General features: G+C 71.4%; 26 protein-coding genes. 14 read left to right on the top strand and 12 right to left on the bottom strand.

Annotation, left to right across the window (positions count from 1 at the left end):
- The first annotated feature begins 16 nt into the window (after window positions 1-16).
- From ACIQWX_RS04030 to ACIQWX_RS04020, 3 genes are all read left to right on the top strand, one after another.
- Window positions 17-325, top strand: a complete 309-nt coding sequence (locus tag ACIQWX_RS04030) for a WhiB family transcriptional regulator (protein ID WP_400865238.1) — start codon at window positions 17-19, stop codon at window positions 323-325.
- A gap of 206 nt (window positions 326-531) precedes the next feature.
- Window positions 532-885 (top strand): STAS domain-containing protein, encoded by a 354-nt coding sequence (locus ACIQWX_RS04025; protein WP_086673555.1) that lies wholly within the window; start codon window positions 532-534, stop codon window positions 883-885.
- Between the two features lie 59 nt (window positions 886-944).
- Complete coding sequence (locus ACIQWX_RS04020) at window positions 945-1,733, top strand: metal-dependent hydrolase (protein WP_400869380.1); 789 nt, start codon at window positions 945-947, stop codon at window positions 1,731-1,733.
- Here ACIQWX_RS04020 and ACIQWX_RS04015 read toward each other — a convergent pair.
- The gene (locus ACIQWX_RS04015) at window positions 1,696-2,115 is read right to left on the bottom strand and encodes a nuclear transport factor 2 family protein (RefSeq protein ID WP_400865235.1); all 420 of its coding nucleotides are present in this window, start codon (window positions 2,113-2,115) and stop codon (window positions 1,696-1,698) included. The two genes, ACIQWX_RS04020 and ACIQWX_RS04015, sit on opposite strands and share 38 nt — an antisense overlap.
- Before the next feature lie 96 nt (window positions 2,116-2,211).
- On the opposite strand from ACIQWX_RS04015, the gene ACIQWX_RS04010 reads away from it, so the two are divergent.
- On the top strand, window positions 2,212-2,766 hold the full coding sequence (locus ACIQWX_RS04010; protein WP_400865232.1) for a TetR/AcrR family transcriptional regulator: 555 nt from the start codon (window positions 2,212-2,214) through the stop codon (window positions 2,764-2,766).
- Here ACIQWX_RS04010 and ACIQWX_RS04005 read toward each other — a convergent pair.
- Window positions 2,737-3,960: an MFS transporter gene (locus tag ACIQWX_RS04005; protein WP_400865229.1), complete on the bottom strand. Its 1,224-nt coding sequence runs from the start codon at window positions 3,958-3,960 to the stop codon at window positions 2,737-2,739. The genes ACIQWX_RS04010 and ACIQWX_RS04005 overlap by 30 nt on opposite strands.
- A 127-nt stretch (window positions 3,961-4,087) precedes the next feature.
- On the opposite strand from ACIQWX_RS04005, the gene ACIQWX_RS04000 reads away from it, so the two are divergent.
- Both ACIQWX_RS04000 and ACIQWX_RS03995 read left to right on the top strand, forming a co-directional pair.
- Window positions 4,088-4,411 carry a hypothetical protein gene (locus tag ACIQWX_RS04000; RefSeq protein WP_400865226.1) on the top strand — a complete coding sequence of 108 codons (324 nt, stop codon included), beginning with the start codon at window positions 4,088-4,090 and terminating at the stop codon, window positions 4,409-4,411.
- 39 nt (window positions 4,412-4,450) lie between these two features.
- The gene (locus tag ACIQWX_RS03995) at window positions 4,451-4,924 is read left to right on the top strand and encodes a hypothetical protein (protein WP_400865223.1); all 474 of its coding nucleotides are present in this window, start codon (window positions 4,451-4,453) and stop codon (window positions 4,922-4,924) included.
- Here the strand turns inward: ACIQWX_RS03995 and ACIQWX_RS03990 are convergent.
- Both ACIQWX_RS03990 and ACIQWX_RS03985 read right to left on the bottom strand, forming a co-directional pair.
- Window positions 4,921-6,558, bottom strand: a complete 1,638-nt coding sequence (locus ACIQWX_RS03990) for an ABC transporter permease (RefSeq protein WP_400865221.1) — start codon at window positions 6,556-6,558, stop codon at window positions 4,921-4,923. The genes ACIQWX_RS03995 and ACIQWX_RS03990 overlap by 4 nt on opposite strands.
- Complete coding sequence (locus ACIQWX_RS03985; RefSeq protein ID WP_400865218.1) at window positions 6,555-7,451, bottom strand: ATP-binding cassette domain-containing protein; 897 nt, start codon at window positions 7,449-7,451, stop codon at window positions 6,555-6,557. Before ACIQWX_RS03985 ends, ACIQWX_RS03990 begins: the two co-directional genes overlap by 4 nt.
- Before the next feature lie 93 nt (window positions 7,452-7,544).
- Between ACIQWX_RS03985 and ACIQWX_RS03980 the strand changes: the two genes are divergently transcribed.
- On the top strand, window positions 7,545-8,033 hold the full coding sequence (locus ACIQWX_RS03980; RefSeq protein ID WP_400865215.1) for a GbsR/MarR family transcriptional regulator: 489 nt from the start codon (window positions 7,545-7,547) through the stop codon (window positions 8,031-8,033).
- Here ACIQWX_RS03980 and ACIQWX_RS03975 read toward each other — a convergent pair.
- Window positions 8,030-8,593 (bottom strand): TetR/AcrR family transcriptional regulator, encoded by a 564-nt coding sequence (locus tag ACIQWX_RS03975; RefSeq protein WP_400865212.1) that lies wholly within the window; start codon window positions 8,591-8,593, stop codon window positions 8,030-8,032. The two genes, ACIQWX_RS03980 and ACIQWX_RS03975, sit on opposite strands and share 4 nt — an antisense overlap.
- 83 nt (window positions 8,594-8,676) lie before the next feature.
- Here ACIQWX_RS03975 and ACIQWX_RS03970 point away from each other — a divergent pair, with 83 nt between their 5' ends.
- The 4 genes from ACIQWX_RS03970 (at window position 8,677) to ACIQWX_RS03955 (ending at window position 11,464) form a co-directional block, all read left to right on the top strand.
- Complete coding sequence (locus ACIQWX_RS03970; protein ID WP_400865209.1) at window positions 8,677-9,288, top strand: NAD(P)-dependent oxidoreductase; 612 nt, start codon at window positions 8,677-8,679, stop codon at window positions 9,286-9,288.
- A 10-nt stretch (window positions 9,289-9,298) separates the two neighbouring features.
- Window positions 9,299-9,964: an SGNH/GDSL hydrolase family protein gene (locus tag ACIQWX_RS03965; protein ID WP_400865206.1), complete on the top strand. Its 666-nt coding sequence runs from the start codon at window positions 9,299-9,301 to the stop codon at window positions 9,962-9,964.
- A gap of 424 nt (window positions 9,965-10,388) precedes the next feature.
- Window positions 10,389-10,994 carry an RNA polymerase sigma factor gene (locus tag ACIQWX_RS03960; protein WP_400865203.1) on the top strand — a complete coding sequence of 202 codons (606 nt, stop codon included), beginning with the start codon at window positions 10,389-10,391 and terminating at the stop codon, window positions 10,992-10,994.
- Window positions 10,991-11,464 carry a carboxypeptidase regulatory-like domain-containing protein gene (locus ACIQWX_RS03955; protein ID WP_400865200.1) on the top strand — a complete coding sequence of 158 codons (474 nt, stop codon included), beginning with the start codon at window positions 10,991-10,993 and terminating at the stop codon, window positions 11,462-11,464. The genes ACIQWX_RS03960 and ACIQWX_RS03955 overlap by 4 nt, the downstream gene beginning before the upstream one ends.
- Here the strand turns inward: ACIQWX_RS03955 and ACIQWX_RS03950 are convergent.
- Both ACIQWX_RS03950 and ACIQWX_RS03945 read right to left on the bottom strand, forming a co-directional pair.
- On the bottom strand, window positions 11,461-12,225 hold the full coding sequence (locus tag ACIQWX_RS03950) for a polysaccharide deacetylase family protein (RefSeq protein WP_400865197.1): 765 nt from the start codon (window positions 12,223-12,225) through the stop codon (window positions 11,461-11,463). The genes ACIQWX_RS03955 and ACIQWX_RS03950 overlap by 4 nt on opposite strands.
- Window positions 12,226-12,328: 103 nt before the next feature.
- A complete protein-coding gene (locus ACIQWX_RS03945; protein WP_400865194.1) occupies window positions 12,329-12,766 on the bottom strand; it encodes an SRPBCC family protein in 438 nt (145 codons plus the stop codon).
- A 68-nt stretch (window positions 12,767-12,834) separates the two neighbouring features.
- Here ACIQWX_RS03945 and ACIQWX_RS03940 point away from each other — a divergent pair, with 68 nt between their 5' ends.
- Window positions 12,835-14,802 carry an FUSC family protein gene (locus ACIQWX_RS03940; RefSeq protein WP_400865191.1) on the top strand — a complete coding sequence of 656 codons (1,968 nt, stop codon included), beginning with the start codon at window positions 12,835-12,837 and terminating at the stop codon, window positions 14,800-14,802.
- 23 nt (window positions 14,803-14,825) lie between these two features.
- The gene (locus ACIQWX_RS03935) at window positions 14,826-15,035 is read left to right on the top strand and encodes an antitoxin (protein WP_400865188.1); all 210 of its coding nucleotides are present in this window, start codon (window positions 14,826-14,828) and stop codon (window positions 15,033-15,035) included.
- Here the strand turns inward: ACIQWX_RS03935 and ACIQWX_RS03930 are convergent, their stop codons facing one another.
- The 3 genes from ACIQWX_RS03930 to ACIQWX_RS03920 are packed head-to-tail and all read right to left on the bottom strand — an operon-like array spanning window position 15,036 to window position 18,591.
- Window positions 15,036-15,989, bottom strand: coding sequence for a prephenate dehydrogenase (locus tag ACIQWX_RS03930; protein ID WP_400869378.1), 954 nt, complete (start codon window positions 15,987-15,989; stop codon window positions 15,036-15,038).
- Between the two features lie 50 nt (window positions 15,990-16,039).
- The gene (locus ACIQWX_RS03925; RefSeq protein WP_400865185.1) at window positions 16,040-18,049 is read right to left on the bottom strand and encodes an FAD-dependent oxidoreductase; all 2,010 of its coding nucleotides are present in this window, start codon (window positions 18,047-18,049) and stop codon (window positions 16,040-16,042) included.
- A complete protein-coding gene (locus ACIQWX_RS03920) occupies window positions 18,049-18,591 on the bottom strand; it encodes a PadR family transcriptional regulator (protein ID WP_400865182.1) in 543 nt (180 codons plus the stop codon). Before ACIQWX_RS03920 ends, ACIQWX_RS03925 begins: the two co-directional genes overlap by 1 nt.
- A gap of 104 nt (window positions 18,592-18,695) precedes the next feature.
- Here ACIQWX_RS03920 and ACIQWX_RS03915 point away from each other — a divergent pair, with 104 nt between their 5' ends.
- Entirely contained in the window at window positions 18,696-19,634 is a 939-nt protein-coding gene (locus tag ACIQWX_RS03915) for a patatin family protein (RefSeq protein ID WP_400865179.1), read from the top strand.
- Here the strand turns inward: ACIQWX_RS03915 and ACIQWX_RS03910 are convergent.
- Together ACIQWX_RS03910 and ACIQWX_RS03905 are read right to left on the bottom strand one after the other, a co-directional pair.
- Entirely contained in the window at window positions 19,631-20,473 is an 843-nt protein-coding gene (locus tag ACIQWX_RS03910) for an SAM-dependent methyltransferase (protein ID WP_400865176.1), read from the bottom strand. The two genes, ACIQWX_RS03915 and ACIQWX_RS03910, sit on opposite strands and share 4 nt — an antisense overlap.
- Entirely contained in the window at window positions 20,470-20,919 is a 450-nt protein-coding gene (locus ACIQWX_RS03905; protein WP_400865173.1) for a MarR family winged helix-turn-helix transcriptional regulator, read from the bottom strand. Before ACIQWX_RS03905 ends, ACIQWX_RS03910 begins: the two co-directional genes overlap by 4 nt.
- Window positions 20,920-21,009 lie beyond the last annotated feature (90 nt).

Here is a 21,009-nt window from a genome sequence, read left to right as displayed (position 1 = left end):
GAAAGGCAGGGACGACATGGCTGACGTCAGCCGGCTGCCCAACGTGGTTGCTGAAGAGTGGGAGTGGCAGCTGCGCGGTTCGTGCCGGGGCGCGGACAGCAGCCTGTTCTTCCACACGGACAACGAGCGGGGTTCGGCGCGCGAGCGGCGCGAGTCCCGGGCCAAGGCCATCTGCCAGACCTGCCCGGTGCTGGCGCAGTGCCGCACGCACGCGATGACCGTGCAGGAGCCGTACGGCATCTGGGGCGGCCTCGGCGAGATCGAGCGGCGGCAGCTGTTCCTGCGCCAGCGCAGGGCGGCGCGCAAGGCCGTCGGTGCGCACTGACCAGGCAGGATCCGATCACACGTGAAGAGTGCGAGCGAAAGGGCGGCGGCCGTGGCGGGCTCGGTCGCATCCTGGGTTAGGGTTGGCCCCGGAGTTGCCTTTGACCGTGCCGGCGTGAGCTTCAGGAAGGCACGGTGACACGGTTGCCGCTTGAGACAGCAGGCGCGTACCCGGCGCAGGAGCAGCGCCTGACGAGGAGAAACTGCATGCCCGCAGCCGACCAGAACGCCACCCCGCCCGGGTTCGGCATCACGCTGGACACCGACGCGACGGAGCCCCGGGTGGTGGTCACCGGCGAGCTCGATCTGCTCACCAGCCCGCAGCTGCAGGAGGCCCTGGCGGGGCTGATCGCGGACAAGCGCGCGCAGCGGGTCGTGGCCGATCTGACCGGGGTGACCTTCTTCGATTCCTCCGCGCTGAACGTGGTGCTCCGCGCACAACGCCAGGCCGGCGAGCAGGAAGTCGAGCTCGAGGTCGTCCCGAGTCCCGCCGTGAGCCGCGTGATCGAGCTCACCGGCGTGGCCGAACACCTGAGCGTGTCGGAGGACCCCCAAGCCTGACCGCCCGCTACGGTTCCGCGGACTGATTTTTCCGCGTGGACCTGGGGGACGGCACGATGATGGGGCGGACGCACGCCCTGACCGGCTGGTGCGCGGGCTTGGCCCTGGCGCCCGCGGTCGGGGCCGGTTCGGTGCACCAGGCGGTGGTCTTCGCCGCGACGACGGCGGGGTTCGCCCTGCTGCCCGACCTCGACCACCCCGGAGCGAGCGCGTCCCGCCTGCTCGGCTGGCTGACGGGCGCCCTGTCCTGGCTGCTGCGCCGCGTGTCGGCGGCGTTCTACGCGCTGACGAAGGGGCCTCGCGACGAGAAGGTGACGGGCCAGCACCGTCACCTGTCCCACACGGTCCTGTTCGCGGCCGGCCTCGGTTTGCTCACCTCTTGGGGCACTACGGAAGGTGGCCCGTGGGCCGTCGTCGGCGTGGTGATCTTCGGGCTGATGCTGGCCGAAGGCGCTTTGGGCGACTGGCTGCTGCCGGTGAGCGGTTCGGCGGTGGCCTGGTGGTTCTTCACGGCGCCGCCCGACCGAGCGGGCGAGCTGGCCTCGATTTCGGGCTGGCTCGGCGTCGCGGTCGCGGCGGGCTGCCTGACCCATTGCCTGGGTGACGCGCTGACCGAGTCCGGCTGCCCGTTCCTGTTCCCGATCCCGATCGCGGGCGAGACCTGGTATGAGATCGGGCCCCCGAAGGCCCTGCGGTTCAAGACGGGCAAGAAGGTCGAGAAGCGGCTGGTCTTCCCGGTGTTCGTGGTGCTCGGCGTGCTGCTGGTGCCCGGGGTGTGGGACTGGTCGGTGAGCACGGTCGAGCGGCTGTTCATCCCGCCGGCGAGTCAGCAGGCGACAACGCCTTGAGCCGCGCCGCCGCCGCGGCGGTGTCGGTGTAGTCGCGGGTGTGCGTGATCAGGCCGTCCTTGATCGTCATCACCATCACGTAGGTCGCTACGAAGCTCTCGCCGGCCATTTCCTGGTGGAGGTCGAACTCCGCGACCAGCACAGACGGGTCCGTCGTCTCGTGGACGACGACGTTCGCGGCCTTGGTGATGCGCCGAGACGCACCGGCGCGGCGGAACCGGCGGCGTAGTTCCTCGCGGCCGTTGGTCACGCGAGGTGCCCCGGGCAGGGTGAACGGCATTTCGAGGACCACGTCTTCGGCGTAGCAGTCGGCGAGGTCGTCCCACCGGTTTTCGACCGAGGCGGCGAGGAAGCGGTCGAACACGGCACGGGTCTCGGGCATCGGAATTCTCCTGGAAGACTGGGCGTTGAATCGGAACGGTGCACCCGCTTACGACGATACGGAGCCAGCGTTCCGGTTGTCAACGAGGAGACGAACATGGAGAAGATGCGCGCGGACGCGCGGCGCAACCGGGCCAAGGTCCTGGCTGCCGCCGAGGAGGCGTTCGCCGCCGACGGGCTCGCCGTGCCCCTCGACGACATCGCGCGGCTGGCCGGTGTCGGCGCCGGCACCGTCTACCGGCACTTCCCCAGCAAGGAAGCGCTCTTCCAGGCCGTTGTCCTCGAGCGGATCGAGCAGTTCGCCGAAGAGGCGCGCGGACTCGTCACCGCCGACGAGCCCGGCGAAGTCTTCCTCGACTACTTCGTCCGCGTCATCAAGCAGGCGTCGCTCAACCGGGCCATCTGCGACGCGCTCGCCGAGACCAGTGGCCACGCCTTCAAGGCCGGCGCGGGCGACGGCTTCCGCACCGCGCTCGGCGAACTGCTGAAGCGGGCCCAGGACGTCGGCGCCGTCCGCCGCGACATCGACGGCGACGACCTGCGGGCGCTCATCGTCGGCTGCCTCGCGGTTGAGCGGTACTCGCCGGGCAGCCGGCACCTGGTCCGCGTCGTCGTCGACGGGCTACGCGCCGACAGCGGTCAGGTCGCGTAGCTTCCGCAACGGCGACCACAGCAGGATCGCGGCCGACGCCAGCACGCCGGCCGCCGCGATGTGGAGCGTCACCCGCATCCCGAACGCGCCCGCCAGCGCCCCGCCGAGGAGGCTGCCGAGCGGGATCGCGCCGAAGATCAGCGTGTGGGTGATCGAGTTGACCCGGCCCAGCAATTCGGGTGGCGCGACGGCCTGCTGGAAGCTCATGCCGAACACGTTCAGCACGATGACGCCGAAGCTCGCGAAGAACCCGGCGACGACGTAGCAGGCGAGCGCCCAGCCGGGACCGGTGAACGGGTAGAGCTGGTAGGCCAGGCCGTACAGCACCGCCGCACCCGTCAGCGCCCGCGCGCCGCCGATCCGCGCGCCGATGCGCCGCGCGGTGAGCCCGGCGGTGAGCGCGCCGCTCAGCGTCACGGTGCCGAGCAGCCCGATGGCCCACGGCGAAAGGCCGACGTCACGCGCGAGGAACACGACGACGATGGCCAGGTGCACCGACTGGAAGAAGCTCGACACGGCGCCGTGCAGGCTGATGGCCAGCAGGACCCGGTCGCCGCGGACGACGCGGAGGCCGTCGCCGATCTCGCGGAGCAGCCGCCGCGGCCGGGGTTCGGGCCGCACGTCGGGCGTTTCGATCCGGCGCAGCCACAGGGCCGAGCCCAGGTAGCTGACGGCGTCGACGGTCAGGGCCGCGGCGTTGCCGAGCGCCTGCACGACCAGCCCGGCCAGGCCGGGACCCGCGACCGCGGCCATCGACAGGTTCGTCTGGAGCCGGGAGTTCGCGTCCGGCAGCTCGTCCCGCGTGACCAGCCGCGGGACGTACGTCTGGTGCGCGATGTCGAAGAACACGCCGAGCAGCCCGACCCCGAACACGACGACCAGCAGGTGCGCCAGCCCGAGCACGCCGAACAGCGCGGCGATCGGGACCGACGCGATCAGCACCGCGCGCCCGGCGTCGGCGGCGATCAACACCGGGCGGTGGCGCATCCGGTCGCACCACGCGCCGACCTGCAGGCCGAGCACCAGGTACGGCAGGCTTTCCGCCGTCCGCAGGAGGGAAACCTCGAAAACCGACGCGCCGAGTGCGGTTACCGCCAGCAGCGGCACCGCCAGCACGTCGACCCGGCTCCCGAGCTGGCTCACCAGATCGGCGAGCCACAGCCGGCGGAAGTCGCGGTTCCCCAGTGCCCCCATGATCCCAACGTGGCACGATCCGCAAAGTTGAGTCAAGTCGACTCAAGGTGCACGTTCCGTAACACCAGCTAAGATCGACGCGAGTTATTCCTCGTACCTGCGCTGCGCGTGGCGAGGGGGTGCCCGGATGCACGGACGACCTACCTGGGGCTCCGCCGCGGTCACCGGGCTGGCGGGCTTCTCCGCCGGGCTGCTCGTGGCCGCGCTGCTCATCGCCGGGCGGGCGGCTCCCAAGCCCGCCGATCTCACCACTCCGACGGCCACCACCATCTCCGCCGTGCCCGTCACCGTGACCGCGTCCGTGCCGCCGTCCACCGTCACCTCGGTGCAGACCTCGCCGCCGACCACCACGACGAGCGTCGTCGAAGTGACCGTGACGCCGTCGGCCACGGCCACCGCCACCACCGAAAGCTCGCCCGCTCTTCCGCTCACCAGCGGGTGGCGTGACTGACCCGTGCAACCCGCGCGCCCGGAACTCCGTCCTGACCACATGCGAAGGATTTCGTGGGTCGCGGTGCTCCTCGTCGCCGGGTGCGGCCAGGGGGCCGGCAGCGGTGAGGTGGCCTGCCCGGCCATCGGTACCCGGGTCGGCATCGGGCTCACCGTCCCGGACCCCGCCGGCGTCACCCGCGGGACGCTCGACGCCTGCTGGGGCGACCAGTGCGTCACGCGGCCCCTCGACCTCCAGCCGGAGACCGCCGCCGGCTCCACGTCCTGCACCGGGACCGGCCCGGACGCCGCCTGCAGTGCCTCGATGGTCCCGACCGGTGGCCTCCAGGGCTTCGCCGACATCCCCGGCCTGCCCGCCGAGCCCGTCAAGGTCACCGTCCGGTTCGACGACGGCCGCCCGCACACCGTCACCGTCACGCCCGGGTTCCTGCACCCCGGCGGGCCCGCCTGCGGGCAGGGCGGGCCGCAGGCCCAGCTCGTGGCCGGTCCGGGCCACGAGCTGAAACCGCGCTAGCCGACGTCGCGGCGGCGCCAGCCCACCAGGCCGGCCACCAGCGCCACGACCGCGATCGCCGTCAGCCAGACCAGCGGCGTCGCGACGAGCTCCTGGCCGGGGAGCTTCGGCGGGTGCTGGAACGGCGACACGTCCAGCACGGCCTGCGGCAGGTTGACGACCGGGCCGAACAGGCTCAGCAGCAGCGCCAGCGCGCCCACCGCCCACGCGGCGGCCGAGAACCCCGGCGCCAGCCCGAAGATCGTCACCGCCAGCGCGACGACCACCCAGGCCGCCGGCAGCTGGACGAGCATCCCGGCGAGCGCGTCGCCGACCGAGCCGCCGACGTCGCCGGTGCGCAACCCGTTGGCCAGCCCCATGAACAGCCCGCCGACGAGCAGCAGCAACGCCGTCCCGAAGAACGCGAACACCAGGTGCCCGCCCGCCCAGCGGAGCTTGCCGACGCTCGTGGCCAGCACCGGCTCGAGCCGGATCGCCGTCTCCTCGCCGCGCATCCGCAGCACCGCCTGGATCCCGTACAGCGACGCGACCATCGCGAACATCCCGGCCATCGCGGCGAGGAACGCCTGCGTCAGCGCGTGGCTGCCGCCGAGCCGTTCGAAGATCTGCTGCGCCTGCGGGCTCGACCCGACGAGGTCGCCGATGCCGCTGGCGATCGAGCCGAACACCGCGCCGACGACCGCCGTGCCGATGGCCCAGCCGAGCAGCGGGCCGCGGTGCAGCCGCCAGGCCAGCGCGAACGGCGTCCGCAGGCTCGCCGCCGCCCGCGCCGGGCCCGGCCGCGGCGGCAGGATGCCGACGCCGACGTCGCGGCGGGGGAGCAGCCAGTACCCGGCCGCGCCGACGACCAGCGCCAACGCGACCGGCAGCAACAGCACCCACCAGCGTTCGACGGCGAACGCGCGGACCTGCTGCACCCAGCCGATCGGCGACAGCCACGACAGCCAGCGGGCGTCCACAGTGGAATCCCCGGCGCCGCGCAGCAGGAACGCCGCGCCGACGACCGCGGTGCCGATCCCGTTGGCCGTGCGGGAGTACTCGGCGAGCTGGACGGCGACCGCCGCGACGGCCGTGAACACCAAGCCCGCCAACGCTTCCGACGCGCCGAAGGCGACCGAACCGGCGGCGGGCAGGCCGGAGCCGATCAGGCTGACCGCCTGGACCAGCCCGATCAGCACGCTCGCGCCCCCGGCCACCAGCAGCGCCGACGTCAGCGCCGCGTACCGGCCGACGACCGCGGACCCGAGCAGCTCCGCGCGGCCCGTGTCCTCCTCCGCGCGGGTGTGCCGGGTGACCGTGAAGACCACCATGATCCCGGTCAGCAGCGCCAGGAACCCGCACATGCGCCAGGCGATGAACCCGCCGGCGGTGGTCAAGTCGAACGGCGGGCCGTACAGCAGCGCGTACGACGGGTTGGTGTTCGCGCCGGCCTGCAGGGCCAGCCGGTCGGCGACCGTCGGGTAGAACTGCGTGAACGTGTTGACCGTGCTGGCCGGGACGATGCTCAGCAGCACGATCCAGATCGGCAGGACCACGCGGTCGCGGCGCAGCGCGAGGCGCGTGAGGTGCCAGGTGCCCGCGAATTCGTGCGCGGGCGCGACCTCGGCTTCGGCGCGCGAGAGGGTCGCGGTCATTTCGCGCTCGCCTCGGTCGTGTAGTGCCGCAGGAACAGCTCTTCCAGCGTCGGCGGCTGGCTGACCAGGCTGCGGACGCCGACTTCGGTGAGCTGACGCAGGGCGTCGTCGAGCGAGCGCGTCTCGACGTCGAAGCGGACGCGGTTGCCGTCGACCTTGAGGTCGTGGATGTTCGCCAGCTTCGTCAGCCCGTTGGGCGGCCCGGCCAGCTCGGCGGTGATCGACGTCCGGGTCAGGTGGCGCAGCTCGGCGAGGGTGCCGGACTCGACCGTGCGGCCGTTGCGGATGATGCTGACCTTGTCGCACAGCGCCTCGACCTCGGCGAGGATGTGGCTGGAGAGCAGCACGGTCCGGCCCTGCTCGCGCTCCTCCTGGATGGCGTACTGGAACGTCGCCTCCATCAGCGGGTCGAGGCCGGACGTCGGCTCGTCGAGGATCAGCAGGTCGACCCGCGACGCGAGCGCGGCGACGATGGCGACCTTCTGCCGGTTCCCCTTCGAGTACGTCCGCCCCTTCTTCTTCGGGTCGAGGTCGAACCGCTCGATCAGGTCGGCGCGGCGCTTCTCGTCGAGCCCGCCGCGCAGGCGGCCGAGCAGGTCGATCACCTCGCCGCCGGAGAGGTTGGGCCAGAGGTTGACGTCGCCGGGCACGTAGGCCAGGCGGCGGTGCAGGCTCGCCGCGTCCTTCCAGGGGTCGCCGCCGAGCAGCCGGACGTCCCCCGAGTCCGCGTGGAGCAAGCCGAGCAGCACCCGGACGGTCGTCGACTTCCCGGCGCCGTTGGGGCCGAGGAAGCCGTGCACCTCCCCAGCGGGTACCTGCAGATCGAGGCCGTCGAGGGCCTTCGTCCGGCCGAACGACTTGTGCAGGTCGCGGACCGAAATGGCATTTTCCATGCTTCGGAAGCTACACTTGCTTCACGAAGTTGTGAAGTTAAGAAAATGTCTAGATTGAGTGATCTTGGGGGACGGGTACGGGAGGATGGGCCGATGACGACGCCTGACACGAAGAGAGACGAAGACGCCGTCCGCCGTTACGTCGAGAGCCTCGGGCTCGTGCTCTCGCAGATCGGGATGCAACGCATGTCCGCGCGGGTGTTCGCCGCGCTGATGACCACCGACGACGCCCGGCTGACCGCCGCCGACCTGGCCTCACAGCTGTCGGTGAGCCCGGCGGCCGTCTCCGGCGCGGTGCGCTACCTCGAGCAGATCGGCCTGGTCGCCAAGGAACGCGAGCCCGGTGAGCGCCGCGACCACTACCGCCTCTACGACGACCTCTGGTACGCCACGTTCCTCAAGCGCGACCGGCTGATCATCATGTGGCGTGACGCGGCCGAGAGCGGCGTCGAAGCACTCGGCGAGGACTCGCCGGCCGGGCAGCGGCTCGCCGAGATGCGGGACTTCCTGTCGTTCATGCTGGTCGAGCTGAACGGCATGTACGAGCGCTGGCACAAGCTCCGCGAGGAGCGGAACGCCTAGAGCGCGGCGAGCAGGGTGTCCGCGAGCCGGTCGGCCAGGTCGGCCGGCTCGCGCTCCTCGAACGTCGCCAGGAACGCCTGCTGGAAACACGCCCCCAGCAACAGGGCAGCTGCTGCCTCGACGTCGGCCTCCGCGTTGATCCGGCCCAGCTCGCGCTCGGCGCGCAGGTACTCCGCGACGCCGTCCAACAGCGCGCGCGGGCCGTGTCCGCCCAGGCGTTCGCGGTGGCCTCGCAGCAAGTCCCGCGAAGAGAACACCGACACGGCGATCGGGAACCCCTCCGTGTAGAAGGCCAGGCCGAGCCGCGCGAGCCGGGCCAGGTTGTCCCGCAGCGGCGCCCCACCCGGGTTCGCGGTCAGCTCGGCCAGCGCGGTGCCCAGTGCTGGCAGCTCCTCGGTGAGCACGCTCAGGAACAAGTCCGTCTTGTCCCGAAAGTGCTTGTACAGCATCGCCTCCGAGTAACCCGCGGTCTGCGCGATGACCTTCGTCGTCGCGTGGGCGTAGCCCTGCTCGCGCATCACCTTCGCGGCCGCGGCGACGATCTCCGCACGGCTTCCCATGGTGGCTCCTGAGTGCGTTCTCAGCGTGGTTAGTGAACACTCACCTTACCTGGTGAGTGTTCACTAACCACGAAGGAGACACCATGAGGATCACCGTTCTGGGGGCGACCGGCGGCGTCGGCGGCGAGGTCGTCAAGCAGGCTCTCGAACGCGGCTGGGACGTCACGGCCGTCGTGCGCGACCCCGCGAAACTCCAGCTGCCGGCTCGCGTAGTCGTCGCCGGCCTGCACGAACACGACAAGCTGGCAGCCGCTTTCGAAGGCCGGGACGCGGTCATCTCGGCGCTGGGCACGCGCGACCGCAAGCCGACGACCGTCCAGACGGACGGCGCCCGCGCGGCGCTCGAGGCCGGCGTGAAGCGCTTGCTGGTGGTCAGCGCCAGCGGGCTCGACGCGGACGGCGACGGCGTTTTCACCCGCACGCTCGTGAAACCGATGCTCAACGCGGTCCTCAAGCACGGGTACGCGGACATGCGCGCGATGGAGGCCCTGGTCATGGCCAGCGCGGTGGACTGGACCGTCGTCCGCCCGCCGATGCTGCTCAACGGCCCGCGCACCGGAGCCGTCAAGAGCCGGCTCGACGGCAACGTCCGGGGCAGTTACACGATCCGGCGCGCCGACGTCGCCGCGTACCTGCTCGACGCCGTGGCGGACCCCACGCTGATCAGGGCCAAGGTTTCGATCGCCCACGGCTAGCGTCGGAGCCATGGTGATCCTGGCTCAAGCCCTGTACGTCAAGCGCAAGACCCCGCGGCTCCCCGGCGCCGCCGGGCCGACCGAGGGGCTCGTGCCGGGAGACGGCGAGCCGTTCCGCCTGGCCGTGCTCGGCGAATCCACAGTGGACGGCGTCGGCGCGGCGACCCACGAGGAAGCGCTCACCGGCTGCCTCGCCCGCGAACTCGCGCGGGGCGGCCGGGCGGTGCGCTGGCAGGCGGCCGGGCGGACCGGCGCCAACGCCCGGGTCGCCCGCGCCGAGCTGGTCCCGCTGCTGCGCCCAGCCGACCTGGTCGTGGTCGCCCTCGGCGTCAACGACACGATCGAACTCCGGAGCGCGGCCGCTTACCGCCGTGACCTGCTGGAACTCGTCCTCGAAATCAGGCGCCGGCTCGGCCCGGTCGACGTCCTGCTGGCCGGAGTACCGCCGATGTCGCGCTTCCCGGCGCTGCCGCGGCCGCTGCGGGACGTCCTCGCCGCCCGGTCCACCGCCCTCGACAAGGCGGCCGCGACCCTCGCGAAGCTCCCCGGCGTCCGGCACGTGCCGATGGACCCCGCCCTGCTCGACCCGGCCGCCTTCGCGTCCGACCGCTTCCACCCCGGACCCGCCGGATACGCCCGCTGGGCCGGAAATCTCGCACTCCCCGTGATCAGTTAGCCGCTCTGCGTCGATCTTCGAAAAAACTTGGAGATTCCGGTATCTGGCGGTGCCGCCACTGCGTCCTGTGGAGCAGCCAAGCACGGAGATGGGAACGAGGCAGGGGGTGCCGAGTTCGGAAATGCGCGGTGACCGGGAGCCGAGGGGGCTTCCGGACACCGTCGGCCGGGTGCCCTTCGGGGGAGGGGACATCCGGCGGGGCCCGTTGGGGAGCGGGTCCTTGAGGGAGGGGAGTACCGGTCGGCGCGGGTTCACCCGCTCGCGTCGGCCGGTACCTCCCGCGATCGTCATGTGACCGACAAGCGCGACCGACGAAGTAAGTGACTTGATGTATCCGAGATCCACCTGCACGCTCCTTCCCCCCGAAGGACCCGCGATACTGCCGAAGCCGACTCGAAGACTTTTCCGAAGAGGGGCAGATACCGTGACCGACGTGCAGACCACAGAGGTAGACCCGCCCTGGGAAGGCTTGACCGGCGCCGAGCTGCACGCCGCGTGCATGCGCGCGGCCCGTGACGGCGACCGCCGGGCGATGGACCGCCTCGTCGCCGAGCTGACCCCGCTCGTCTGGCACGTCGCCCGCGCCAACGGTCTCGACCGCTCGGTCGCCGAGGACGTCGTGCAGACCGTGTGGCTGGCGTTGTTCAGCCAGCTCGCCAAGCTCCGCGACCCCAAGGCCCTCGCCGCCTGGCTCATCACGACCACCCGGCGCGAGGCCACCCACCCCTTCGGCCGCCGCATCCAGCCGGTGCCCTTGAGCGACGAGGTCGCCGAGGCCATGCCGAGCACCCAACCGGCACCCGAAGACGAAGCCGTCCGCGCCGACCGCGACCGCCGGGTCTGGCGCGCCTTCGTCCGGCTGCCCCAACGCTGTCAGGAACTGCTCCGGCTGACCGTGCTCGCGGGTCGCGCGGAGTACCAGCTCGTCGCCGAGGCGCTGCGCATGCCACGCGGCAGCGTCGGCCCGACCAGGGGGCGCTGCCTCGACCAGATGCGCGATCTGCTCGTCAGTGAAGGGGGAAGCCGATGAACGACCTCGGAACGCCGGGCGAGGCCTTTTCCGACGAATTGATCCTGGCCGGCATCGGCCGCTTCCTCGACGAGCTCGACCCGCCGCCGGGTGATCTGGTGCAGCGGGTCCAGTTCGCGCTCGCCCTCGAAGACCTCGACGTCGAGGTCGCGCGGTGGGAGCGGCTGGACAACCTCGCCGGCGTGCGCGGCGGCGGCACCGGGACGATCACGTTCACCGTCAGCGACCTGACGGTGATGATCAACCTGACGAAGATGGGCAAGCTGCACCGCATCGACGGCTGGCTCGTGCCGGCCGGCCAGTACGGCGTCGAGGTGCGGGTCGCCGAGCACGGCACGTCGTCCACGACCGCCGACGAAGGCGGCCGGTTCGTGCTGGACAACGTGCCGCGCGGGACGACGCAGATCCTCGTGCACCTCGGTGACGTGTCGTGCCGCCGGACGGTCGTGACGCCGACGGTGGTGCTCTAACCGAGGAAGTCGGCCAGGGGGACGGGGGTCAGCCCGTCCTTCTTCGCCTGCTCGACGAACGCCGTGTAGTCCTCTTTGAAGGTCTTGCGGAAGTGCATCAGCACGATGTCGCCGGGCTTGAGCTTGTCGCCGGCCTGGAACTGGACGTGCCCGTCGTTGACCGCGGCCGTCCACAGCACCGCGACGCGCATCCCGCACGCGGCCGCCGCGCGCAGGGTGTTCTGGTCGTAGTTGCCGAACGGTGGCCGGAACAGTGACGGGCGGACCCCGAGTGACTTCTGGAAGTCGTCGGCGTCGTCGCAGATCTCCTTGCGCTGGAACTCGTACGGCTTGCCCTTGAGGTTCGGGTGGTCGACCGTGTGGTCGCCGAGCGTCGCGCCGGTGGCGTCGAGGATCTGCTTGAAGTAGGCCTCGTGGCCCTTCACGTACTTCTGGTTGAGGAACAGCACCGGGTGGGTGCCGTTCTGCTGCATCAGCTTCAGCGCGTCCGGGTCCTTCACGGCGCCGTCGTCCATGGTGAGGAAGACGTACGGCTTGCCGGTGGTGATCCGGCGGACCACCGGGACCTGGCCGTTCTCGGCCGCGGGCGCTTTCTGCTGGACCGTGCCGAACGGGTACGGCGCCGGCGTCGTCGCGCCGGGCCCGCCTCCGGGTGCCGGGTTCGGCTGGCTGGTGCCGAACTCCTTCTGGGCCGGCTCGCTCGTCGAACAGGCCGTCAATGCCAGGGCCGCGGCGGCGACCACGGCTGCGACGCGCTTCATCCCGCGTCCCCCTTTCGCGTAGTGAAGAACTACCCGATCGGGTGACGCGGGGGTGTGGGGCGAAGTTGCGTCGGCTGATCTTGTGTGGCCGGGACCACCCAGGTCAGCGCCCGGTTTCGGCCGCCTTGACCAGCTTGCCGGAGAACAGCCGGATCACCGCGCGCAGCCCGGCGGCCAATGCCGGGCCGCTGCCCTTGACCGGCTCGGTGAACGACCCGGTCCACCGCAGGTGCGTGCCGCCGTCGGCGGTCGGCGTGAGGCGCACTTCGGCCCGGTAGTCCTTGATCGGGTTGGCGCCGAAGAACGTGTAGACGTGCTTGCGGCCGGGCTCGTACTCGACCGTCTCCTCGCGGATCAGCACCGGCCAGAGGCCGACCTCGCGGACCGCGCCGACGCCCGGGCCGGGCCGCTTCCAACGGGCCTGGACGATGAGTGGCTTTCCCCACTCCGCCCAGCGCGGGCCCTCGGCCTCGCGCGCGAACAACGCCTCCGGCGGAGCCGTGCTCGTGCGGTTGACCTCGAAGGAGAACTTGCGGCCCACCGGAACCTCCCACGTTGTTGACAGACTGATAATTAAGCGTTGCGGGCAGCGTAGGTCAAGATGGGGGCGTGAGCACGCCGCGTCCCGACATCGCCGCGCCGCACTGGCTGACCCAGCTCCTGCGCAGCAAGCCGGTGCCGGTGCCGTGGAACATGGTCGCCCGCGCGGTCGTCGCGCTGGCCGTGCCGCTCGCCGTCGCCTACGCGGCCGGGGACATCGCCGTCGGCGCGCTGATCTCGACCGGCGCGCTGCCCGCCGTGCTGTCCGAATCGGCCGGCCCGTACCGCTACCGCGCCCGACGCCTGGGCGGCGCGACGCTCGCCGCGACCGCCGGGTACCTCGTCGGGCTGCTCACCGGCGGCACGCCCGCGCTGTCCGTGCCGGCGGTGATCCTGGTCGCGGCGGTGTCCGCGCTGATCAGCGCGGCCGGCAGCAACGCCTCGGTCGCCGGGCTGCAGATGTTCGTGTTCTGCGTGCTCGGCACCGGCCAGCACGCGACCGGCGTGCGCGTCGAGGTCCTGCTCGGCTTCTTCTGCCTCGGTGCCGTCTGGAGCCTGGTGGTGGCGCTCGCGAGCTGGACGTTCCGGGCGACCAGCCCCGAACGCACGGCCGTCGCGCACGTCTACGTCGAGCTGGCCGCGATGCTCTCGGCGACCGACGAAGCCGTCTCGCGCGTCGCCCGCCACCGGCTGACCACGGCCATGAACACCGCCTACGACCAGCTGCTCACCGCGCGCTCGTGGCTGTCCGGCCGCGACGCCGCCTACCGCCAGCTGCTCAACCTGCTTTCGGCGACGACGCCCGCGGTCGAGGCGTCGGTGGCGATGGTCAACGCCGGCCGCCGCCCACCGCAGGACGTCATCGACCACTTCGTCGCGCTCTCGGCGACGGTGCTGGCCAGCCAGCCGCTGCCGGAACCGCCGCCGCTGCCGTCCGACGACGGCGACCCGCTGCTCGCCGCGCTCTACGCCGGCCTCGTCCGGATCGGCAAGGGCGACGACCGCAAGCGCCGCGAACCGACGCCCTGGTACCGGCGGCTGCGGACGTGGGCGGGCGCGCTGGCGTCCGGCCCGCTGACCTGGATCGCGGCCCTGCGGCTGACGTTGTGCGTCGCGATCGCCGAGGTCATCGGCCTGCTCGTGCCGTTCGAGCGGTCGTACTGGATCACCCTGACCGTCGGGATCGTGCTCAAGCCGGACTTCGGCTCGGTCTTCGGCCGGGCGGTGCTGCGCGGGATCGGCACGGTCGTCGGCGTCGGCGTGGGTGCCGTCGTGCTCGGCGTCGGCGGGCACGGCTGGCTGCTGGTCGCGCTGATCGCGATCTTCGCCGGCGGCGTCGCGGTCGGGAAGGTGCGCAACTACGGCATCCTCAGCGCGTTCGTGACGCCGTTGATCATCCTGCAGATGGACCTGGCGAACACCGGCAGCTGGAACGTCGTGGTCGCGCGGCTGGTCGACACCGTCCTGGGCTGCGCGATCGTGCTCGTCTTCGGCTACCTGTTGTGGCCGGGCAGCCGTCGCCCGCAGGTCGGCGGGCGGCTGGCCGACGGGCTGGACGCGGTCGCGAAGTACGTCTCGTGCGCACTGGTCGAGGCTTCTTCCGGCGACGCCCGGCTGGCGCGGTCGCGGGCCCGTCGCGGCGCCTACCGGGCGCTCGCCGACCTGCGGACGGCGTTCCAGCAGGTCGTCGTCGAGCCGTCGGCGAACGGCCGGCAGGCGGTGGCGTGGTGGCCGGTCATCGCCGCGCAGGAACGCGTCGCCGACGCCGTCACCGAAGTCGGCGTGACGATCGGCCGGGGAGTGCCGCCGCCGGCGCCGGGCGACATCGAGCTGCTCACCGCGGCTTTGGACGAGCTGGCCTCGGCGATCCGCGAGCAGCGCGAGCCGCGGTCGGTGCCGCTGCCGGACAGCCCGCGGCTGGCCGGCGTGGTCGACCAGCTGGAGTCGGCGTTCGACGCCGTCCGCGGGCCCGACCTGGTGGAACGCACGCCGTCGCGGCTGGTCCGGCGGTTCCTGCCCTACCACAGGCGCACGTGAGGTTCGTGCTGTTCAATTGCCGCATGGGAATCGACTTCGACGCGTTGAAGGGCAAGGCCGAAGAGGCCCTGCGCGAGCACAACGACAAGATCGAGGAGGGCCTGGACAAGGCCGCGGACTTCGCGAAGTCCAAGTTCTCCGGCCACGACTCGCAGATCGACGGCGGCGTCGAGAAGGCCAAGGACTTCCTCAACAAGTTCGACGACACGCCGGACAACCCGCCGGCGCGGTAGTCACTGGACTTCGCCGGTCGCGATCCCGTCCGCGAGGCCGGTGATCCGGCCGCCGCGCTCGCCGAGCGCGATCAGGCCCTGCCGCGCGTCCGGCGCCGAGAGGCTGATCCGGACGCCGGCGCGGTCGACGTCGAGGCTGGCGGCGAGTGCTTGCGCGCCTTCGTAACCCGCGTTGATCGTGGCCGCCAGCCCGCCGGTCGACGCGAGCGAGCCGCGCGCGGCGCCGAGCCGGCCGAGTGCTTCGTCGACGATCGGCAGCAGCGCGTCCCGGTTGCCTTCGGTCATCGCGCGCACGAGGTGCGGGTTCGAGCCCGCGACCCGCGTGCCGTCGCGGTAGGACCCGGCGGCCAGCGACATGGCGAGCGGGCCGCCCTCGGCGCCGATCGTGGCGAGGATCGCCGCGAGCAGGTGCGGCAGGTGCGAGATCCGGGCGACGGCTTCGTCGTGCGACTCGGCCGGCAGCGGGACGACGTGCGCCCCGACGTCCAGCACGAACGCCGCGACCTCGGCCCACGCCTCGAGATCGGTGTCGTCCTCGACCGCGACGACCCAGGCCGCGCCCTGGAACAGCGCGGCGTCCCCGGCCAGCCAGCCCGAGTTCGACGTCCCGGCCATCGGGTGCCCCCCGACGTACCGCGTGTACGGCACGCGGCGGCGGACGGCGTCCAGTACCGGCGCTTTCACGCTGGTCACGTCGGTGAGCAGGCAGTGCGACGCGTGCTGGGAGACCAGGCGCAGGAGGTCTTCGACGGCGGGCAGCGGGACGGCCAGCACGACCATCGCGTCGTCGGTGGCGGCCCGGTGCAGTGCGGCTTCGACGTCCGTCGTGACGTCGTAACCCGCTCTGCTCGCCGCGTCGGCGTCCACTTCGGAAACCGCGGCGCCGAACGCCGTGCGGCCGCTGGCGGCCGCCGCGCGCAGCAGCGACCCGCCGATCAGCCCGAGCCCGATCACGCATACGTCTCGCACGGGCCCCATCCTGCCAGTGCCGGACGCTTCCCGGGCTATAGCGCCGCGGCGAGCCTCGTTCCCTGGTCGATCGCGCGTTTCGCGTCGAGTTCCGCGGCGACGTCGGCCCCGCCGATGAGGTGCACCGGCAGGTCGGCAGGCAGTTCACCGGCGAGGTCCCGCACGGGCTCCTGACCGGCGCAGACGACGACCGTGTCGACTTCCAGCAGCCGCGGGGTGCCGTCGACGGTGACGTGCAGGCCTTCGTCGTCGATGCGCTCGTAGGTCACGCCGGTGAGCTGTTCGACCTTCTTCGCCTTGAGTGCGGCGCGGTGCACCCAGCCCGACGTCTTGCCGAGCCCGGAACCGATCCCGGACTTCTTGCGCTGCAGCAGGTACACCTGCCGCGGCGACGGCTCGGGCTTCCGGTCGGTGAGCCCGCCGGGCGCGTGTTCCGGGTCGGTGACACCCCACTCGGCCATCCACGCGTCGAGGTCGAGCGCCGGCGAGTCCGCGTGCGTGAGGAATTCGCTGACGTCGACGCCGATCCCGCCGGCCCCGATCACGGCGACCCGCTCGCCGACCGGCTTGCCGTGCTTCACGACGTCGACGTACGAAAGCACCTTCGGGTGGTCGATGCCGGGCAGCGACGGCACGCGCGGCGCGACGCCGGTGGCCAGCACGACCTCGTCGAACCCGGTGAGTTCGGTGGCTGTCGCGCGCTTTCCGAGGTGCAGCTTCACGCCGGTGACTTCGAGGCGCCGCCGGTAGTAGCGGATGGTCTCGGCGAACTCCTCCTTGCCGGGGATCTTGCGCGCGATACCGAACTGGCCGCCGATCTCGTCGTCGGCTTCGAACAGCTCGACGCTGTGGCCGCGTTCGGCGAGCGCGGTCGCGGCCGAGAGGCCCGCGGGACCCGCGCCGACGACGGCGACGTGCTTCGACCGCCGCGTCGGGGCGAGTGTCAGCGTCGTTTCGTGGCCGGCGCGCGGGTTCACCATGCAGGACACGAGCTTGCGCTTGAACGCGTGGTCCAGACAGGCCTGGTTGCAGGCGATGCACGTGTTGATCTCGTCCTCGCGGCCGGTCTCGGCCTTGCGGATCCACTCGGGGTCGGCGAGGAACGGCCGCGCCATCGACACGAGGTCGGCGTCGCCGCTGCTCAGGGCTTCTTCCGCGACCTGCGGCATGTTGATCCGGTTCGACGTGACGACCGGGATGGTGACGTGCGGCTTGAGCTTCCCGGTGACCCAGGTGAACGCCGCGCGCGGCACCGACGTCACGATCGTCGGCACGCGGGCCTCGTGCCAGCCGATGCCGGTGTTGATGATCGTCGCCCCGGCCGCCTCGACTTCTTGCGCGAGCGCGACGACGTCTTCCCAGCGTTGCCCGCCCGGGACGAGGTCGAGCATCGAAAGCCGGTAGATGATGATGAAGTCGTCGCCGACCTTCTCGCGGGTTTTCCGCACGATCTCGACGGCGAACCGGCGGCGCTTCTCCGGCGTACCGCCCCAGGCGTCGGTGCGCTTGTTGGTGCGCTCGGCCAGGAACTGGTTGATCAGGTAGCCCTCGGAGCCCATGATCTCGACGCCGTCGTAGCCCGCTTCGCGCGCGAGAGCGGCGCATTTCGCGAAGGCGTCGATCTGCTTGCGGACGCCGTGGCTCGTCAGGCCGCGCGGGCGGAACGGGTTGATCGGCGCCTTGATGCTCGACGCGGACACGCTCAGCGGGTGGTAGGCGTACCGGCCCGCGTGCAGGACCTGCAGCGCGATCTTGCCGCCGGCGTCGTGCACCGGCGCGGTGAGCTGACGGTGTTGCTTCGCTTCGGCGGACGTTGTCAGCTTGGACGCGAGCGGCAGCAGCCAGCCGGTCTTGTTCGGCGCGAACCCGCCGGTGACGATCAGGCCGACCCCGCCGCGAGCGCGTTCGGCGTAGTACTCGGCCAGCTCGGGGAAGTGCGCGGCCTTGTCCTCAAGGCCGGTGTGCATGGAGCCCATCAGAACGCGGTTGCGCAGCGTCGTGAAGCCGAGGTCCAGCGGCGACAGCAAGTTCGGGTACGGGGTCATCAGGCGTCCTTCTCGTGGTGGAGGGCGGCGAGGACTTCGTCGAACCACTCGACCTGGCCCTCTTCGACGCGGATGCCGCCGCGCAGGACCAGGTACTGGTGCAGGTGCTGGCCCTTCAGCGCGGACGGCGAAGGGAAGTCGCGCTTCTCGATCTGGCGGTAGACGTCCAGGCGTCCGGCGTGCGCGGCGCGGTGCCGGACGATCTCCTCGGCGACCTTCGCGGGATCGCCGAAGGTGGCGCCGCGGATCTTCACGGCCAGCTCGACCGGGCCGGCCGACGGGTCCGGTTCGGCCAGCCAGCGGACGAGTTCGGCGCGGCCGTCGTCGCCGACCGTGTAGACCTTCTTGTCCGGCCGCCCCGACTGCGCGACGACGTCGACGGCGACCCAGCCGGCCTCTTCCATCCGCTTCAGCACGCGGTAGATCTGCTGGTGGGTGGCGCTCCAGAAGAGCCCGATCGACTTCTCGAACCGGCGCGTCAGCTCGTAGCCCGAGCCGGCGCGCTCGGACAGCGAGACGAGGATCGCGTGCTCCAGTGCCATGGCCTGAGCGTGCTATGCAACGAGTTGCAGTGCAACGAGGCGCGCATCACTTCACCCGCCCGGGTGGGGCAAATCGGGTCGACTAATCGATCGAAAAGACCAGGATGGGAGGAGTGCACCCGGTACTCGAACTGATCTCCGAACGGATGGCGGCGGGCAGTGTCCCGGGAAAACGCACCGACGGCCGGCGCCTCGCGCTCGCCATCGAGGGCGGCAGCAGCCGCGGCACGTACTCCAGCGGCATGGTCCTGGCGCTGGACGAACTCGGCGTCACCCCCGCGTTCGACGCGGTCTACGGCTCCTCGGCCGGCGCCCTGAACGGCGCCTGGCTGCTCTGCGGCCGCTCCTCGACCGGCGTCCGCACGTGGTGGAACCCGGTCGTCATGCGCCGCATCATCAACCCGCTGCACACCCTGCGCGGCCGCGCGGTGATCGACCTCGAATACCTCGTCCACCAGGTCTATTCGGTCCTCGAACCGATGGACTTCCCAGCCATCCTGGCCAACCCGGTCACGTTCCACCCCCTCGCCACCGACGCGGACACGGGAGAGTCGACCGACCTGCACCCCTACCTCGACGACGTCGACGCGATCAAGGTCGCGCTCGCGGCGTCGTCCTGCATGCCGGTACTGGCCGGCCCGCCGATCCCCCTATCCGGCCGCCGGTTCGTCGACGCGGGCGTCGCCGAGCCCATCCCGTACCGGACGGCACTGGCCCAAGGCGCGACCGACGTCCTCGTCCTGCGCACCCGTCGCGCCGACGAACTGCCGCTGCCGCCACCGCGCGCCTACGACGTCGTCGTCCCGCGGTTCCTGCGCCGCCAGGCCCCGGGCGCGATCCCCGCGTGGCGCGACACGTTCCGCCGGGACGTCGAGGACGAGGAAACCCTGGCGTCCGACCCGCGGATCCTGAGCGTCCGCCCGCCGAACGGCGCACCGGACGTGGCGGTGCTGGAGCGCGACCCCGCGGTGCTGCGCAAGGCCGTCGACCTGGGCAAGAGCGCAGTCCTCGACGTGCTGGACGGCCTGCGCGAGGCGTCCTAAGGCTTGCGCGCGACGCCGCCGATGACCCGCGACTGCGACGGCGACCCGGCGAACACGGTGTCGTCGTCCGGGTGCCACGCCGGCGCGTAGACGAGCCCCGGTTCGAGCATCGGCCAGCCGCCGAAGAAGCGTTCGAACTCCGCCATCGTCCGCAGGAAACCCGGGTTCGTCGTGGTCTCGTAGTACTCGAGCAGGTCGATCAGCGCCTGCCGCTCGTCGTCGTTGACCGGGTTCTCGTTCGTCATCTGCGAGAGCACCAGCAGCGAACCCGACGGCAGCCGGTCGCGGTAGAACGCCAGCAGCTCGTCCGGCTCCTGCTCGTCCTTGATGAAGTGCATGACAGCGTTGATCACCAGCGCGACCGGCTCGCGCACGTCGATGACTTCCGACGCGGTGACGCGGTCCCAGAGGTCTTCCGGCTGCAGGAAGTCCGCGGCGATGGCGTGGTGGCGCTCGGGATCGGCGGTGTCGGCGAGCAGCAGCGTCGAGTGCGCGAGCGCGATCGGCTCGTTGTCGATGTAGAGCACGCGGGTGTCGAGCTCTTCGCGTTCTTCGTCGGCAACCTCGTGGACGTTGCCCGCGGTCGGCAGGCCGGAGCCGATGTCGACGAACTGCCGGATGCCCTGCTGAACGCACTGCCGGACCGCGCGGCCGAGGAACTGCCGGCTCGTCTTGCAGTACTCGCCCATCAGCGGCAGCCGGTCGCGGACCTTCTCGGCGAATTCGCGGTCGATCGCGTAGTGGGTGTTCCCGCCGATGAAGTAGTCGTAGATCCGTGCCGCGGACGGCCGGTCGAGACTGCTCTCGACGGCCTTCAGCGCGTCGTCGTGGTTGATCATGCCGGTGCCGCTGCCTCCCGGTAGGCGTTCACCGACTCTGTCAGGCGGTCCAGCTCGGCGCGCAGCCGGGCCACCCCGGCGTCGTCGAGGCTCATCGCGGTGCCGATCACGTCGGGGATGCCTTCCGCCTTCTCCCGCAACGCTTTCCCGGCGTCGCTCAGGCTGACGCGGACCGAGCGCTCGTCGTCGGCCTGCCGGTTCCGGACGACCAGCCCGGCGGTCTGCAGCCGCTTGAGCAGCGGGGAGAGCGTGCCCGAATCGAGGTTCAGCTCGGTGCCGAGCTCCTTGACCAGGCGGTGGTCCCGCTCCCAGAGCGCCAGCATGACGAGGTACTGGGGGTAGGTCAGGTCGAGGTCTTCCAGGACGACCCGGTACAGCGACGTCACCGCACGCGACGCCGAGTACAGCCCGAAGCAGAGCTGGTCGTCCAGCCGCAGCGAAGCCATGGCGTCCTCCTCTCTCGTAACACTCCATGCTCCCGGACTTCGCACTGCGTGGCAACTTAAGTGCGCTGCATCTCATTGGACGTCATTCAG

It is taken from the genome of Amycolatopsis sp. NPDC098790 (genome assembly GCF_044759945.1).
Lineage (GTDB): Bacteria > Actinomycetota > Actinomycetes > Mycobacteriales > Pseudonocardiaceae > Amycolatopsis.
Note: the sequence above shows the minus strand (reverse complement) of the source record. Positions and strands in the feature narration are given on the sequence as shown.